Origin of the sequence: Microbacterium sp. SORGH_AS_0428 (assembly GCF_031453615.1) — a bacterium.
Lineage (GTDB): Bacteria > Actinomycetota > Actinomycetes > Actinomycetales > Microbacteriaceae > Microbacterium.
In genome coordinates this window covers 1243445-1259040 of sequence record NZ_JAVIZT010000001.1, presented here as the reverse complement: position 1 = coordinate 1259040, position 15596 = coordinate 1243445, and the positions used below count along the sequence as shown (strand labels likewise).

Here is a 15596-nt window from a genome sequence, read left to right as displayed (position 1 = left end):
GTCATGCGATCCCTAAGCTGAGCATGTGCGTCGTCGCATCGGCGCCGGTGATCCTATGGGGGAATCATGGTACGTTCACGCCTGCTCGCCATCGCGCCGCTCACCGTCGTCGCGGCGCTCGCTCTGGCCGCCTGCTCACCCGACGACGGCAACAAGGGTGATGACCGCCCCGAGTCGCCGCTGTCGGCCTACCTGTCCTCGATCTGGGGCGGTGACCTGTCTCCCGAAGAGCAGGAGGCGCGCTTCACCGAGCAGCAGAAGAAGTCCGAGGAGCTCGTGGCGAAGTGCATGTCGGAGGAAGGCTTCGACTACACGCCCAACATCCAGTCGGTGTCCTTCAGCAGCAGCAGCGACGTCGAGTGGAAGCCGGACGACCGCGACTGGGTGACCCAGTACGGCTACGGCATGATCAACTACCCCGGCCGCGACGAGACGCCCACGGACCAGGAGCAGTACGTCGACCCGAACCAGGACTACGTCTCGAGCCTGTCGGAGTCGGAGCAGGCCGCGTTCTACGAGGCGCTGTACGGTCCGTCTCCCACCGAGGAGGAGCTGAACGAGGACGGCTCCTACGAGTACGACTGGACGAAGGCCGGCTGCCAGGGCTGGGCGCAGCACGAGTCCGGCGCCAACCCGATGATGGACGAGGAGTTCCAGGGCATCAACGACGCCATCAACGACTTCTACACGAAGATGGCCGACGACCCGGGCTTCGCGAAGATCGACGCGGACTGGGCCTCGTGCATGGCCGACGCCGGCCACTCCGGCTTCGCCAAGCAGGGCGATGCGCAGACGAGCATCTCCGACAAGCTGAACGAGTACTACAGCGGGCAGACCGCGTTCGTCGAGGACGACCCGAAGCTCAAGGAGCTGGGCGAAGAGGAGATCGCGCTGGCGATCGCCGACCTCGATTGCCGTGAGAAGACGAACTACCGCGACGCGTACGAGAAGGTGCAGTTCGCGCTCGAGGAGCAGTTCATCGCCGACAACAAGGCTGACCTCGACGCCCTCAAGGCGGCCTCCGAGCAGGCGAGCTGACCGAGGTGGCACGAACGGACCTCGATCCCGCCCCGGACGACGCCTCGGACGATTCCGCGCTCACACGCGAGCTGCTCGGCGAGGATGCGGCTGCGCGCGTGACCGACACGGAGGATGCGGCTTCTCCCGGCGGGCGCTTCGCCGCCCTGCGCGGGTGGGGACGCGTGTTCCGCGGCAACCGCCCGCTGTGGATCACCTCCGCGATCGCGGTGGCGAGCCTCGTGATCGGACTGCTCGTGGGGACGTTCGTCGTCTCACCGGTGGAGGCCGCATCCCGCGCGGACGCTCCGGAGCCCGGACTCATCACGGTCCCGGTGGAGTTCGGCGAGCTCAGCAACGACGTCACGATCCGCGCCGACGTCGGCTACGCGGATGCGGTGGAGGTGACCATCGACACGGCCACCCTGTCGGGGCCTGCCGTCGTCACCGGCCAGGTGCCCGAGGTGGGCGCCGAGCTGAACTCGTTGTCGATCGCTCTGGAAGTCGCCGGACGCCCCGTGATCGTGCTGCCCGGCGACCTGCCCGCCTACCGGAGCCTGCGCTTCGGCGTCTCGGGGCCCGATGTCGTGCAGCTCAAGAACGCGCTGCGCAGCGTCGGCATCGACGGGGGAGAGCCCGCATCGAACGTGTTCGACGCCCAGACGGCTGCGGGCATCACGGCGCTCTACGCGGCCGTCGGCTACCCCGCCCCCTCCGGAGATGAGGGTGCCGCCCAGGCCGTGAGCGCCGCCGAGGCGGGCGTGCGCTCGGCCCAGCAGGCCGTCGCCGCGGCACGGTCCGACCTGGACAAGGCGCGATCGGGAGCCGACGTCGTCACCGTCAAGAGCGCCGACAACGCGGTCGCGGCCGCCCAGCGTGCCGTGGACGACGCGATCGCGGCGAACCGACCCGCATCCGAGATCGCTGATCTGCAGGACACGCTCGCGCTGCGCCAGCTCGAGCGTCAGCAGCTGGACGCGCCCGCCGACACTTCCGCGCAGCGCGCGGCCGTCGACGCCGCGAACGCGCAGGTGCAGCAGGCGCAGCAGGATCTGCAGCGCGCCCGCGAGGGGTCCATGGCGTTCCTGCCGTCCTCCGAGGTGCTGTACCTGACGGGCCTGCCGCGTCGTGTCGACGCCGTCAACGTCGCACGCGGAGCGGTTCTGCAGGGCGCTGCGATGACGGTCTCCGGCGCCACCGTGCGCCTGACCGGATCGGCGGGCGAAGCGGATGCGGCCCTGCTGCAGGTGGGAGGCGAGGCGAGCTTCGATCTGCCCGACGGAACGCCTCACCGCGCCGTCATCACCGCTCTCGCTCCCAGCACGAGCAAGGACTCGACCGGGCGCTGGTCGATCGAGCTGGAGCCCGACCCGCTGACGCCCGAGCAGATCCAGCAGATGCAGGGCTCCAACGTGCGCGTCGCCATCCCCGTGGGAGCGACCGAGGGCGAGGTCCTCTCGGTCCCCGTCGCCGCCCTGACGGCGGGGCCCGGCGGCGAGGCGCGGGTCGAGGTCGTCGAAGGCGACCCCCGCGATCCCGACGCGAAGACCCGCCTGGTCACGGTGAAGACGGGCCTGGCCGCCAGCGGTGCGGTGGAGATCACCCCGCTCGAAGGCGCGGTCGACGAGGGCGACCTGGTCGTGGTCGGACGATGACGCAGACCGCGGCCGTGACGGATGCGGCCGGGACCGACTCGGGCACGGCGGCGCCCCTCGTGCAGCTGCGCGACGTCACCCGGTCCTTCCCCGGGCCTCCCGAGGTGCAGGCGCTCAAGGGGATCAACCTCACGGTCGAGCGGGGTGACTACGTCTCGATCGTCGGTCCCAGCGGCTCCGGCAAGTCCACGATGCTGAGCATCCTGGGATTGCTCGACCGACCGAGCGTCGGGGAGTACCACCTGGACGGGGTGCTCACCTCATCCCTCGACGAGGACAGCAGAGCCGCCGTCAGGGCGCGCCGGATCGGGTTCGTGTTCCAGGCCTTCCACCTCATGTCGCGGCGCACGGTGCTCGACAACGTGCTGATGCCGATGCTCTACAGCGGCGTGCCGCGCGGCGAACGGGAGGACCGTGCCCGTGCGGCGCTCGAACGCGTCGGGCTGGGCGGGCGGACCGGCTTCCTGCCGGGACTGCTCTCCGGCGGTGAACGCCAGCGCGTCGCCGTGGCGCGCGCGGTCGTCAGCCGTCCGAGCCTGCTGCTCGCCGACGAGCCCACGGGAAACCTCGACCGTCGCACCTCCGACGAGGTCATGGACCTCTTCGACGAACTGCGCGCCGACGGGCTCACCCTCATCGTGATCACGCACGACGACGCCGTCGCGGCGCGGGCGAGCCGCCGCGTGCGGATCGCCGACGGCCGCTTGAGCGAGGTGGCATGAGACGCCGCCGCGCCGCCGCCCGCGAGCACGTCGACCTCGGCGCGCTGGTGCCGCCCACGCCCCGTGCCGACCGGTTCACGTCGCAGGACCTCGTCGCCGAGGCGACGGCCGACATCGGTTCGCGGCCCGCGCGGCTCATCATGACCATCGCCGGCACCGTGCTCGGCATCGGCGCCCTCGTCGCGACCCTCGGGTTCGCGCAGACGGCAGCCGGTCAGATCGCCCGCCAGTTCGATCAGGCGGCGGCCACGCGTGTGGAGATCACGCCCGCGGAAGCGCGCACGCAGTCCGGCGCCTCCGTCGCCACGGCGCGTCTGCCCTGGGACGGCGCCGAGCGCGTCGAGCGGCTCGCGGGCGTGGTCGCGGCGGCGACGCTCGCCGAGGTGACGCTGCCCGCAGGCTCCGCGATCACCGCGGTACCCGTGTACGACCCGTCGGCCGCATCCGCAGCTCCCGCTCCGGTCGTCGCCTCATCCTCGGGCCTGCTCGACGCGCTGGGCGGACGGGTCGCCGAGGGGCGCATGTTCGACGCGGGGCACGATGCGCGCGGCGACCGGGTCGCGGTGCTCGGAGCCCGCGAGGCGGATCGGCTCGCCATCAATCGCGTCGACAGTCAGCCCTCGATCTTCATCGACGGACTCGCGTACGCCGTCATCGGCATCGTCGACTCCTTCGAGCGGCGCGCCGACCTGCAGGATGCGGTCATCATCCCGGTCGGCACCGCGCGCGCCGACTTCTCGCTGGCCGCTCCCGGCAGCATCCAGGCGCGCGTCGACGTCGGTGCGGGGCCGCAGATCGGTGATCAGGCCCCCCTCGCCCTGGCCCCCGACGCCCCCGACCAGATCAAGGTGGCCGCCCCCAGCGGGCGCAGCGATCTGAGCCAGAACGTGCAGGCCGACGTGAACGTCGTCTTCATCGCGCTCGGGGTCATCGTGCTGCTGGCGGGCGGACTCGGCATCGCCAACGTCACCCTGCTCTCGGTCATGGAACGCACGCCCGAGATCGGGCTGCGTCGCGCGCTGGGCGCGACCCCGCGGCAGATCGCGGGGCAGTTCATCGCGGAGTCCGCGATCATCGGGATGCTCGGCGGGATCATGGGCTCGGCGGTGGCCGTGCTCTCGGTCGTCCTGGTGTCGGTGATCGCGGGGTGGAGCCCGGTGATCAACCCCCTGGTCGCCGTCGGAGGAGCCTTCCTCGGCGCCGTCGTGGGGCTCGCCGCAGGCTGGCTGCCTGCGCGCCGTGCCGCTCGCATCGAACCCATCGCGGCCCTCCGCGGGTGAGCCGCGCGGCCGCGCTGAGGCGCGCGGTCAGCGCTGCGGCTGCCCTGGTCGGCATGGTGCGGCGTCGGGCGTGCCCGAACTCCTGCAGATCGGGTGATTCGGGGGCGGATGCGGCTGCGGGTGGCGGTTTTGCAGGAGTTCGCGCTGCCGAGGGTGGGCGGTAGACGGCGGCGCGCGGCCGGGGGGGCCGGCCGGGGTGGCGTGCGGCATCCGTCCCCCGAGTGGGCGCCGGGCGTGCCCGAACTCCTGCAGATGGGGTGATTCGGGGGCGGATGCGGCTGAGGGTGGCGGTTTTGCAGGAGTTCGGGCAGGGGCGGGCGCGAAACCGGGGCGACACACGCACGGCGTAGCCTCCGGACATGCCCGCAGAACACCTATCTCGCCCAGGTCGGCAGCCAGCAGATCACGCTGCCGATCATCCCCGTCTCCGACGACCTGTCCATCGCCTTGATGATGGTGATCGATCACGGGGTGCGCTTCGCCGAGACCGCCGGGCGCGAGCTGGCCGAGCGTTTCGCGGATGCCGGCGTCGAGGTCGTCGTCGCCCCCGCTACCCTCGGGATCCCCGTCGCGATCGAGGTGACTCGCGCGCTCGGTCTCGACGACTACGTGATCCTGCAGAAGACCCGCAAGGTGCACCTCGGCGACGCGCTGGAAGAGCCCGTGCACGCCATCACCAGCACGACGGGCGCCGCCCTGCTGCTGGATCGGGCGCGCCTGTCCGCGGTCGCGGGCAAGCGGGTGCTGTTCGTCGACGACGTGATCTCCAGCGGCTCGTCGTCGGGCGCCGCACTGCGCCTGCTCGAGAGGGCCGGTGCCGAGATCGTCGGGATCGGCGCGCTGCTGGCCGAGGGCGAGGGCTGGCCCGCGGCACTCGAACCGTACGTCGAGCGCATCGCGGTTCTCGGCCGCATCCCGGTGTTCCCGCGCGCGTGAGCGTCGTCGACGTCGTCATCGACGACGCTCACGTCGTCACGATGGATGATTCCCGGCGCGTCGTCCGGGGGTGGATCGCGATCCGTGACGGCATCGTCGACGCGGTGGGCGAGGGGCCCGCGCCGGCGGCGAGCGAGCGGATCGACGCACGTGGCGGCATCGTCCACCCGGGATTCGTCAGCGCGCACACCCACTCCATGGATGCGGCCGCGGCCGGCTCGCTGGACGCGTCGGTGCCGTTCTTCGACTGGCTGTTCGGCACGTACTACCGCACCGTCCTCGCCCTCACTCCAGCGGATGCGGCGCATGCGGTGCGCAGCCTCGCGACGGATGCGGCGCGTGCCGGCATCACCACGGTGCTCGACTGCTGGGGAGTCGGCGACGTCGGCACGCGTCGCGCGGACGCGGCCTTCGCCGCGAGCGCGACGGCCGCGCGGGCGTCCGGGGTGCGCTGGATCCTGGCGCCGATGGTCTCCGATCGCCTGCCCGCCTCGTGGAGCTCGTGGCTCGATGCAGCGGAACGTGCGGGCGGCTTCCGACGCGACGCACTGATCGCCCCGACGCGGACGGCGCTGCGCTTCGCCGCCGCGACGCTGGACGCGGCGGCGGGGCGAGTGTCGGTGTTCGCCTGCACGGAACTGCCCGAGATGGCCTCCGACGCGCTGCTGGTGGGGCTGGGCGCTCTCGGGGCGCCGGGCATGACGACACACTTGTGCGCGTCGGACGCGGGAGCCGCCGGCATCCTCGACCCCGAGGGAAGGCCCGAGCGGGCGGTCGACCGCCTCCAGCGGCTGGGAGTGCTGGGTCCGCGCCTGGTCGGAGCCCACCTGAGTGCGACCGACGCGGGCGACAGGGAGCGTCTGGCATCACACGGATGCGGCGGCGTGCACTGCGCGGCGTCCTCCATGTACTCCGGTGCCGACCGCAGTGCGCTGGGGGAGCTGCGGGAGGCCGGCATCGTGGTGGGTCTCGGCCTCGACAATCGCAGCCTCAACACGCCCGCGGACATGGTCGCCGAGATGAGACACGCGCTCGCCTTCGACCGCGCGGCCGGAACGGGGGATCGGCGGGTGACCGCGTCCGAGCTGCTGGCTCACGCGACGATCGATGCGGCCCGGGTCCTGGGCATGGCGGAGCTCATCGGTTCTCTCGAGCCGGGCAAGCGTGCCGACCTGGTCGTTCGCGCCGCATCCGACGGCCCGCCGATGTCGCCGGAGGCGCGGATCGTCCTGGGCTCTCGCGCGGAGGACGTGCAGCTCGTCCTCGTGGACGGCGAGGCGGTCTTCGCGCGGTGACACGACCGCGCCCGGGCCCTCGGAGGCCCGGGCGCGACGCCTCAGAGCTCGACGGTCTCGTTCTCGCCCTCGACGCGGTGGCCCGTGAGAGCGGCGACGGCGCGGACGATCTTGCCGCCGGGTGCGCTCCAGTACTCCGCGCTGTCGGCGTGGAAGCGCAGGAGACCCGCGGCCGGGTCCGCCGGGCCGCCCTCGAACCACGCGTCGACGGCGGGACTCCACAGCTCGGCGAGCTTCGCCGGGTCATCGACCATCTCGGCCGTCCCCGACAGCGACACCCACGTGTCGTCGCTGCTGAGCGAGACGTTCACGCGCGACTCGCGCGCGACATTGACCGCGGCGGAGGTCCCCGTGCCGACGATGAACCACAGATCCCCGTCGAACTCCGCCTCCTGCACGGTGAGCGGGTGCGCGACGAGCTTGCCGTCGGCCTCGATGGTGGTGACCATGGCGAACCGGAACTTCTTGATCAGGCCGGCGAGTTCCTCGTGTGCGTTCTCGGACATGTCCGTCTCCTCCTCTGCGGATGCGTGTCGCCATCGTCACTCCCGGTCGCCCGTTCGGTCGAGCGCCCCCCTTCCGGTGTGCGGATGTGCTACACCGCGAGCCGCGTCGCCGATGAGCGGATGCGGTCAGGGCGCGTTTGGGGCAGAATCCAGATGACGCGTACCCGACGCCTCGAACCGACGAGCGATGAACTGATCGACGTCCCGATGGGAGCCGATATCTCCGAGCCCGAATCCTCCGCCGCGCCGGCGTTCGACGAGGCGCCCGCCGCCGCACCCGCATCCGGTGTGGGCCTGCCCGTTCCTGTCACCGCCGTCCCCGCGCACGCCGCGACGGGCGCGCTCGTGCAGGACTGGACCGCGCAGGTCACCTCTGTGGCCATCGTGCACCTCGACGTGGAGGGCCGGGTCGTGGGGTGGAATCCCGGCGCCGAGAAGTTGAAGGGCTACACGCCCGAGGAGATCCTCGGCTCCTCCTTCACGCGCTTCTATCGCGAGGAGGATCGGCTGCGCGGTGTGCCGCTGCGCCTGCTCGCGATCGCTGCGACGCGGGGGTCGGTCGAGGACAACGGCTGGCGGGTGCGTGCCGACGGCTCGCTGTTCTGGGCGCACGTGATCATCACGGCACTGCGCGACGACGCGGGGGAGGTCGCCGGGTTCGTGAAGATCGTCTCCGACCTGACCGCCGCCAAACAGCGGGAGGATGCGGAGTTCGACTTCCTGCGCGCCTTCGCCCACGACTTCCTCTCGCCGATCACCGCCTTGCGCGGTTACGTGGATCTGATGGCCGAGCCCGGCGGCAACACGACCGCCGCCGTCGAGCGCATCTCCGCGGTCACCGATCACCTCGCCACGATGATCCAGGACCTCTCGGCGCGTCTCGTGCCCACCCGCCCGCGTCCGGCGCGCAGCCGTGCGGATGCCTCCGTGACGGTGCGGGAGGCGGCCGAGCTCGTGCTTCCCGGCGACGCGTACGGCCGCATCCGCTATCGCTCGCCGCGGTCGGTCGCGGTGCAGGCGGACCCGGTGGCGCTGCGACGGGCGATCGCGAATCTGGTCGACAACGCGGCGAAGTACAGCGAGGGTCCCATCGAGATCTCCGTCGAGATCGACGGTTCCCAGGTGCGCATCGCGATCTCCGATCGTGGGCGCGGCATCGCCCCGGAGGATCTCGAGCGCATCTTCGACCCCCTCGAACGCGGGCGACTGTCCAACCCGGATGACGGCGGGACCGGCATCGGGCTGGCGAGCACGAAGGCGCTCATCGAACGACAGGGCGGCGAGGTGCTGCTGAGCAGCACCGTGGGTAAGGGCACGACGGCCACGATCATGCTCCCCGCCGACGATGATGGCGGGCGCGCGTCGAGCGACGCGTCGGGCGCGACCGTGCGCGACATCCGCGCCGCCGGCGACCGGGGCGCCACCGACGGCGGCGGCTCGGTGCGGGAACGCGTCGCGCGTCCCGCGGCATGACGATAGCTGTTGGCAATCGACTGATCGCTGTCAGGCATCTTCACTCCCGCGTAAAGCCCACGTAACACCGGCTTCCTAGCGTGGCTGTGCGCCCGCGGACTGCGCTCCGTGGGCGCGGAGGAGAGCCGCAATGACCTGGAATCACCCGTGGGCGCAGATCGTCCCCGGACCCGACGGGATCGCCCGTACCGTCCTGCCCGCCGCGCCGAAGGATGCGGATGCGGTGCGCGACATGTTCGCGCAGCATCCCACCGGGATCGCGGCGATCTGCGCGCTCACCTCGGAGGGGCCGCAGGCGATGGTGGCGACCTCGTTCGCCCTCGGCATCTCGTTCGATCCCCCGCTCGTGCTCTTCTCCGCTCAACAGTCCTCCCGCACCTGGCCGCTGATCGCCGGCGCCGCACGTATCGGTGTCTCGGTGCTCGGTGAGGAGAACGCGGCAGCGGTACGCACGCTCGCGTCGCGGTCGGGGGACCGGTTCGCCGGCCTCGTCACCGCGCAGACCGACGGCGGCGCCATCCTCATCGACGGCGCGCGGATGTGGCTCGAGTGCCGCGTGCACAGCGACGAGCCCCTGGGCGATCACCGACTCGTCGTGCTGGAGGTGCTCGGCGGATCGAGTCATCGCGGCACGGCGCCGCTCGTCTATCACGACGGCGGCGTGGGGAGCCTGGCCGCATCCTGACCCGGCGCGCGGGCCGGTCGTCTCGCGGTGAGGGGGGCGATCGGCATCCCGAGCCCCGCCCGCCCCACCGCGACACGACCGGCTCGACATCGAACCACTCGGACCGCTGCGACGGCGTCGAAACGCCGCGCAGCGGTCCGAGTGCGGGTGCAGATCGTGGCCGGTCCCGACGTCTGCGCTTGTGCGGGAACCGGCGAACACGTCACGACACGGAAGGCGTGTCGGGGAGAGAGACCGCCAACCCACCGCAGGGGTCTGCCTCCACCGGCACCCGTGTCGCACTCTCTGCGTCCACGTGCCCTACTCAACTCCCTTTCGCGGCGCGGATCGGCGCCGCAGACCGTGAATAAAGAACGAGGGATGCGAGCACCGTCCGCCGCATCCCATCAACGACGAGGGGCCGCATCCGAACGGATGCGGCCCCTCGTGTGGGGTGATCTCAGTAGCTGTTCATGTTCACCGCGGCGACGCCGGCGGCGATGGCGACGATCCAGAGGATGACTCCCAGGGCGAAGAGCACGGCCCCGATGATGATGCCGACGAGGGCGGGCGTGTTCTTGTAGCCGGCCTTCTTCGACTGGTTGAAGGCGATGGCGGAGATGATGAGGCCGATGACGTTGAAGAAGATCGCGACGACCAGGCCGACGACCCCGAGAGTCTTGCCCGGGTAGTCGACGCCGGGAGCGGGCTGCTGAGTCATGAGGAGTCCTTTTGCTCGAGACGGGTTGACCGCACCACTCTGGCAGAACTCTGGGAGTCGGTGCAGACCTCTTGACGCAAACGGTTGAAAACTCTAATGATCCGTCACGTTCGCACGGCCATGGCGAGCAGTCGTACCGTCTCGCCCAGAGCGGGCATCAGCTCGGACGCCATCTGCTCGTACACCTGCCACTCTCGGCGGTAGGGGTCCACGACGTCGTCGAGCGAGGGATCGGCCGGGGCCTCGATCTCGCCGCGCACTGCGACGAGGTGGGCGAGCAACGCGTCCAGCCGCGCGCGCGGATCGGATCCCGCTGCGTCGGCCACCGAGCGGGCATCGTCGTCCGGCACGTGCGCGGCCAGGCGGGCGAGCTCGCGCACCGTGAAGGTGCGGCGCGTCGCGGAGGGAGCGAGCTCGACGACCGCGCGGCGGTGCTCGCGCGTCATCGCCAGCACGAGTGCGGGCGTGCGCAGATGGCTCTCGTTCAACCAGCGCGCGCGGTGCGCGTCGATCAGGTCCTCGGGGACGCCGTAGGCGTGGGCGAGCGCTGCCGCCTCGGGCGTCATGGGCTGGTCGACGAGTGCCTTCACCCCGGCGCTCGCCGCCGTGATGCCCGTGCGCCCCAGCTCGTCGCGGAGGATCACCTCGGCGAACGGCGAGCGGCAGATGTTGCCGGTGCACACCGTCAGTACCTCGAGCATCGCCGGTGTCTCCTGTCCGCCGGGCCCCGCCCGGTAACCTGGCCCCTGTGAGCGATCCTACCGAGCCGGGCACCGGCGAGTCCGACGCCTATCGTTCCCCGCGCTTCGAGCGCGCCGCGGACGGAGCGTGGACCGCTCACCGCCGGGATGCAGCGGTGAGCGCGGGGCGATTCGAGAACCTCGGTCTCGTCGAGGCGGAGATCGACGAGCAGCCGGAACCCGAGCGTCGTCCCCGGCGGCGGCGTCCGCGCGCACCGCGCGTCTGGCTGCAGGGCGGCACCACGACGCAGCGGTGGAGCTGGCTGCTGGTGGGCGGCGCGCTCATGGGGCTCGGCGCGGGCCTGTTGATCGCGACGGCGGCGTCGACGCTGATCGGCGGCACCCCGGGCGGATGGGTCGGCAGCATCGTGCTCTGGGCCTCGATGATCGTTCCTGTCGTGATCGCCTACTCGCGTTCGGTGCCGCGCGGCCTCCTGCGCTTCCGGGCGACGGACCTGCTCTTCGGGCTGTTCCTCGGACTCGGCCTGCGCCTGATCAGCGGCTGGTTCGAGCAGGCGGAGCGCGGCGCCGCGCTCTGGCCCGCGTTGTCCACGACCAACGGCGGCCTGTCGGGCGTGGACTGGATCGTGGACGCCGTCGTGCCCGTGGTCATCTCTCCCGTCGTGGAGGAGTTCTTCTTCCGCGGTTTCCTGCTCGTCGCGCTGTACACCGTGTTCCGTCGCCTCACGCGGTCGCCGTCGGTCGCCGGCGCGGGAGCCGCCCTGATCAGCACGGGCATCTTCCTGTTGCTCCACCAGTTCACCGGTTCGCTGTCCGGCGGGGCGGCAGGCGCCGCATCCATCGCACTGTTCGGGCTCGCAACGTCTGTGCTCGTGCTGGTCACGGGCAGATTCTGGGCGGCGCTCATCGCCCACATCGTCTTCAACGGCTCGTTCGTCGCGCTCGCCGTCGTCGGGACCCTCGCGGGGCTGAACGGGGGGATCGTCGCGGCCTGAGCGGGCCGGGGTGAAGCGGCGGGTGAAACCCGGCGAAGGGACGTTCGGGCCGCTGGGCGCCGAAGGTAGCGTCTGCTCACCCGATCTCGTCCGTCGGAGACCGATGCCGCGTCGTCGATCTGCGACGGCACCGCACCCTCACCGCCCGGAGCCCTCTATGCCCCGCTCTTCCCGCGCCCCTGTGCGCCTGGCCATGCTCGGTCTGACCCTCGTCCTCGCGGCAAGCGTCCTGCTCTGCGCGATCGCCGTCATGCGCGGCACCCTGCCGCTCTGAGTCTCAACGGCCCAGGCTCGCGCCGAGGGCGCCGTCCGTGCGTCCCGGAACGATGAGGAACGACGCGGACGCGGTCGGCGTGGCGAAGGCCATCAGGTCGTCCGTCTCGTCGAGGCGATGCTGCGTGCGCACGAAGTCGTCGAGCTCGCGTTGGAAACACATGAACAGCAGGCCGTCGTCGAGGGCCTCGCCGGGACCGGCGGCATTGCTGTACGCGTAGCCGCGCCGGAGCATGAGCCGGCTGCCCGTGAACGAGGGATGAGCCGCGCGTACGTGGGAGCGCGACGGGACGAGGTAGCTGCCGTCGGGACTCTTCGCGGTCAGGTCCGCCTCGGCCGTGGGGCCGCCGCCCGACAGCGGGTCGCCCGTGGCGCGGACGCGGCCGACGACCGCATCCTGACGCTCACCGGGGAGCGCGCCGAAACCGGCGGTGTCGAGCCGCAGGCGTCGGATGACCGCGATCGTCCCGCCTGCTGCGGGGCCGTCGGCGATCCAGACGTTCTCGTCCAGCTCCTCGTCCGTGTGGGGCACGATGATCCCGTCGTGGTAGCCGAGCGGATTGCGCACGATCGTGCCCAGGCCGGCGCCTCGCACGCAGGGCTGCGTCCACCGGCGAACGGCGCCGCCGACGGCGGCGAGGACGTCGGCGATGCTCGCGTGCAGCGCACCCGCATCCGATGCGTAGGCCGAGACCAGGAGGTCGCCGCCGCGCATGTCTTCGGACAGCGTCGCGTCGCTGGCGAAGCGGGGGAGCGCCTCCGCCCCGGGAAGCGACGCGTCGACCGTGGCGACCAGCCGAGGGCCGATGCCGACCGTGATCGTGAGGTCGCCGGGGCCGTCGGGTAGCACGATGCGATCGGCGGACGCCGGGTCGGTGAGCGTGTCGATGCGGTCGCCGAGGGCCGCCAGCATCGCGAGCACGCCCGCCGCCGTGGTGATCCCGGGGGTGTCGGCCACGACCACCAGTCCGTTGCGCTGCGGCGTGGCCGGACGCGCGATGCCCGCCTGCGTGCGGCCCCGCGAGGGGACGGTGGCGGTCGCGGACGTCGCCGCGGCATCGGGAGCGAATGCCGGGCTCTGTGCCAGCGCCCACCCGCCAGCGGCGCCGAGGGCCGCTCCACCGAGCCCGATGCCCCCGCCCAGCAGCAGTGCCCGTCGGCTGATCCCGGATGCGGGCGTCTCACTCACGGCGCTGCCCCCGTCGCGGCGGTGAACACGTCCGGCAGCGAGACGCCGCCGGCATCCGCGAACGTGACCGTGGTCCACTCCCCGGCTCCGCCGAGGCGCACATCGAGCCTGCGCAGGAGAGAGGTGTCGTCGAGCCAGTAGCGGACGGTCGCGGCGGCGGGATCGGCGGCGGGCGTCGCGGCGACCTGATCGCTCTCCGGCCCCGCGTAGACGGTCAGCGTCTCGCCGTCGACGTCACGGGTGCCGAGCCAGAGCGCTCCGCCCTGCTGCAGCAGCAACGGGTTGTCGGGGCGATCGGCACCGAGTTGCGCGATGACCGACAGCACCGCATCACGGCGGGAACCGGCAGGATCCAGGGCTCCGCCGGCCCAGTCGGTGTCGAGTCGATCGGCGTCGGGGATGGGCAGCGGCGCGGGGCCCTCGTCGCCGGACGGCGTCGCGGGCGAAGCCGGATGCGTGCCCGCGACCCGCGCGTTCCATACCAGCAGCTGCGGATCGACGCTCTGCCAGCGTCCGTAGCCGATGGCCGTCGCGTAGTCGTACCAGCCGTCGAAGCGTGCTTCGCTGCCGTTCTCGGTGAGCGAGAACGAGACCGCGCGAGCGCCCGCATCCTGATTGCGCAGCCGCATGATCGCGAGATCCTGAGCCTCCTCGCTCGTGAGGGGGCGCGCATTGCCGGCGGCGAAATCCTCGGAGGACGCCGCCGCGCAGCCGGTGAGGGCTGCGACCGCGACGGCGGCGACCGCGAGCGCGGCAGCGAGGCGGCGTCTCATCCGCGCGCCCCGGCGGCGAGCAGATCGGCCGCGGGAAGCGTGTAGCGGCTGAGGTCGGGGGTGCCCACCGAGGCGGGGAGCGAGCGCGCGGGAGCCTCGAGGTCCGGCAACTGCGGCTGCGGCGGGGGCGGGGGCACTGCGCGGAAGCTGACGCCGGGCGGCGCGACGGATGCGGGCAGCTCGGCCGAGTCCGCGGCGGGCTGGTCCACGCCGCTCGCGCAGTCTGCGGCGAGGCTCGCGGGCAGCACCGTGGCGGCGTCCGGGTCGACGCAGTTGCCCTGTGCGGGCGCACGCGGGCCGGAGATGTTGGCGGTGTCCACGCCGTTGGACTCGAAGGCGTTGCCGGTGAAGGCGTTGCCCTGCGCCCGCAGATCCTCTGTGCCCGCCAGCAGCACCCCTGCCCGCGCGTTGCCGGTGATGCGGTTGTCGCGGATGTCGTTGTTCGTGCCGCCGCTGATCCCGATCCCGATCCCGAACCCGCCGTCTGCCTGCACGGGAGAGGTGGGTTCGACGTTGTCCGAGACGAGGTTGCCGACGACCGTGTTGCCCGACTGCGGGACGAAGGCCTCCTGGTAGTTGGAGATCAGTGTCAGACCGACGCGGTTGCGGGTGAAGCGGTTGCCCAAGATGTACACGCTGTCGGAGGCGTTCGCGTTCTCGAAACCGACGGCGTTGTTCTCGGCGATGTTGTCTCTGACGGTGATGTCGCAGTCGCGGCACTGTCCGACGTAGATCCCGCTGTCGGCGGAGCCGGAGGCGTACGAGTTCGAGATCACGCCGTGCTGGGCGTCGAAGGCGTACAGACCGTACAGCCCGTTGTTGTACGCCGTGACGTGATCGATCAAGAAGCGCTGCACCGGCGGGAACTTCTCCGGATCCAGGTGCGTGTATCCGCCGCCGCCGTGCGCCGTGGGCCCGTTCTCGTCGTGGAGTCCCGTGACCAGCACGCCGTAGAAGGTCGCTCCCGTCACGGTCAGGTTCTCGACGCTCACGCCGTCGGCGATCGCGACGATCCCATAGGGTCGCTGCCCCTCGCCATCGACGACGGTGTCGTTGCGATCGAGACCGCGCACGGTCACTCCCGGCTTGTCGACCAGGACCTGCTCCGGATAGACGCCCGGTGAGACGAGGATGAGCCCGCCTTCGGCGACCCGTGCCACGGCCTCGGAGATCGTGGGCGCATCCGCCGGCACGGCGACCGTCTCGAGCGGCGCGGATTCAGCGGCGCAGGCGGTGAGGGCGGATGCGGCCAGGGCGAGGGCAGCAAGAGCGGCCGCGAGACGGCCCCTCGAGGAAGCAGGCATGACCGGATACTAACCGTGCAGAGCGCCGGTGCCCGCGTCGGCATCGGATGCGGGTGAAAGGGCGGGTGAAATACCCGGCTCACCCGGCTGGA

General features: G+C 71.6%; 15 protein-coding genes. 9 read left to right on the top strand and 6 right to left on the bottom strand.

Annotated features, from left to right (window positions below; all coding sequences use genetic code 11):
• Window positions 1-66: 66 nt before the first annotated feature.
• The 6 genes from QE374_RS05995 (at window position 67) to QE374_RS05970 (ending at window position 6905) form a co-directional block, all read left to right on the top strand.
• Window positions 67-1038, top strand: a complete 972-nt coding sequence (locus QE374_RS05995; protein ID WP_309733041.1) for a hypothetical protein — start codon at window positions 67-69, stop codon at window positions 1036-1038.
• A gap of 5 nt (window positions 1039-1043) precedes the next feature.
• Entirely contained in the window at window positions 1044-2672 is a 1629-nt protein-coding gene (locus tag QE374_RS05990; RefSeq protein WP_309733039.1) for a hypothetical protein, read from the top strand.
• Window positions 2669-3394: an ABC transporter ATP-binding protein gene (locus tag QE374_RS05985; RefSeq protein ID WP_309733037.1), complete on the top strand. Its 726-nt coding sequence runs from the start codon at window positions 2669-2671 to the stop codon at window positions 3392-3394. Before QE374_RS05990 ends, QE374_RS05985 begins: the two co-directional genes overlap by 4 nt.
• Window positions 3391-4674, top strand: a complete 1284-nt coding sequence (locus QE374_RS05980; RefSeq protein WP_309733035.1) for an ABC transporter permease — start codon at window positions 3391-3393, stop codon at window positions 4672-4674. The genes QE374_RS05985 and QE374_RS05980 overlap by 4 nt, the downstream gene beginning before the upstream one ends.
• A gap of 453 nt (window positions 4675-5127) precedes the next feature.
• On the top strand, window positions 5128-5610 hold the full coding sequence (locus QE374_RS05975; protein WP_309733033.1) for a phosphoribosyltransferase family protein: 483 nt from the start codon (window positions 5128-5130) through the stop codon (window positions 5608-5610).
• Entirely contained in the window at window positions 5607-6905 is a 1299-nt protein-coding gene (locus QE374_RS05970; protein WP_309733030.1) for an amidohydrolase family protein, read from the top strand. The genes QE374_RS05975 and QE374_RS05970 overlap by 4 nt, the downstream gene beginning before the upstream one ends.
• Before the next feature lie 41 nt (window positions 6906-6946).
• Here QE374_RS05970 and QE374_RS05965 read toward each other — a convergent pair whose 3' ends face one another.
• On the bottom strand, window positions 6947-7411 hold the full coding sequence (locus QE374_RS05965) for a pyridoxamine 5'-phosphate oxidase family protein (protein ID WP_309733028.1): 465 nt from the start codon (window positions 7409-7411) through the stop codon (window positions 6947-6949).
• Between the two features lie 153 nt (window positions 7412-7564).
• Between QE374_RS05965 and QE374_RS05960 the strand changes: the two genes are divergently transcribed.
• Window positions 7565-8884: a PAS domain-containing sensor histidine kinase gene (locus QE374_RS05960; RefSeq protein ID WP_309733026.1), complete on the top strand. Its 1320-nt coding sequence runs from the start codon at window positions 7565-7567 to the stop codon at window positions 8882-8884.
• A 130-nt stretch (window positions 8885-9014) separates the two neighbouring features.
• A complete protein-coding gene (locus QE374_RS05955) occupies window positions 9015-9569 on the top strand; it encodes a flavin reductase family protein (RefSeq protein WP_307319834.1) in 555 nt (184 codons plus the stop codon).
• 439 nt (window positions 9570-10008) lie between these two features.
• On the opposite strand, the gene QE374_RS05950 is transcribed toward QE374_RS05955, so the two are convergent.
• Together QE374_RS05950 and QE374_RS05945 are read right to left on the bottom strand one after the other, a co-directional pair.
• Window positions 10009-10269, bottom strand: a complete 261-nt coding sequence (locus tag QE374_RS05950) for a hypothetical protein (protein WP_309733024.1) — start codon at window positions 10267-10269, stop codon at window positions 10009-10011.
• 104 nt (window positions 10270-10373) lie between these two features.
• Window positions 10374-10970, bottom strand: coding sequence for a low molecular weight phosphatase family protein (locus QE374_RS05945; protein WP_309733022.1), 597 nt, complete (start codon window positions 10968-10970; stop codon window positions 10374-10376).
• Window positions 10971-11017: 47 nt separating this feature from the next.
• Here QE374_RS05945 and QE374_RS05940 point away from each other — a divergent pair, with 47 nt between their 5' ends.
• Window positions 11018-11965 (top strand): CPBP family intramembrane glutamic endopeptidase, encoded by a 948-nt coding sequence (locus tag QE374_RS05940; RefSeq protein ID WP_309733020.1) that lies wholly within the window; start codon window positions 11018-11020, stop codon window positions 11963-11965.
• 277 nt (window positions 11966-12242) lie between these two features.
• Here the strand turns inward: QE374_RS05940 and QE374_RS05935 are convergent, their stop codons facing one another.
• From QE374_RS05935 to QE374_RS05925, 3 genes are read right to left on the bottom strand one after another with little or no spacing between them, the layout of a single operon-like run.
• On the bottom strand, window positions 12243-13427 hold the full coding sequence (locus QE374_RS05935) for a Dyp-type peroxidase (RefSeq protein ID WP_309733019.1): 1185 nt from the start codon (window positions 13425-13427) through the stop codon (window positions 12243-12245).
• Window positions 13424-14200, bottom strand: a complete 777-nt coding sequence (locus tag QE374_RS05930) for a hypothetical protein (RefSeq protein ID WP_309733017.1) — start codon at window positions 14198-14200, stop codon at window positions 13424-13426. The genes QE374_RS05935 and QE374_RS05930 overlap by 4 nt, the downstream gene beginning before the upstream one ends.
• Window positions 14197-15504, bottom strand: a complete 1308-nt coding sequence (locus tag QE374_RS05925) for a right-handed parallel beta-helix repeat-containing protein (RefSeq protein ID WP_309733015.1) — start codon at window positions 15502-15504, stop codon at window positions 14197-14199. The genes QE374_RS05930 and QE374_RS05925 overlap by 4 nt, the downstream gene beginning before the upstream one ends.
• Window positions 15505-15596 lie beyond the last annotated feature (92 nt).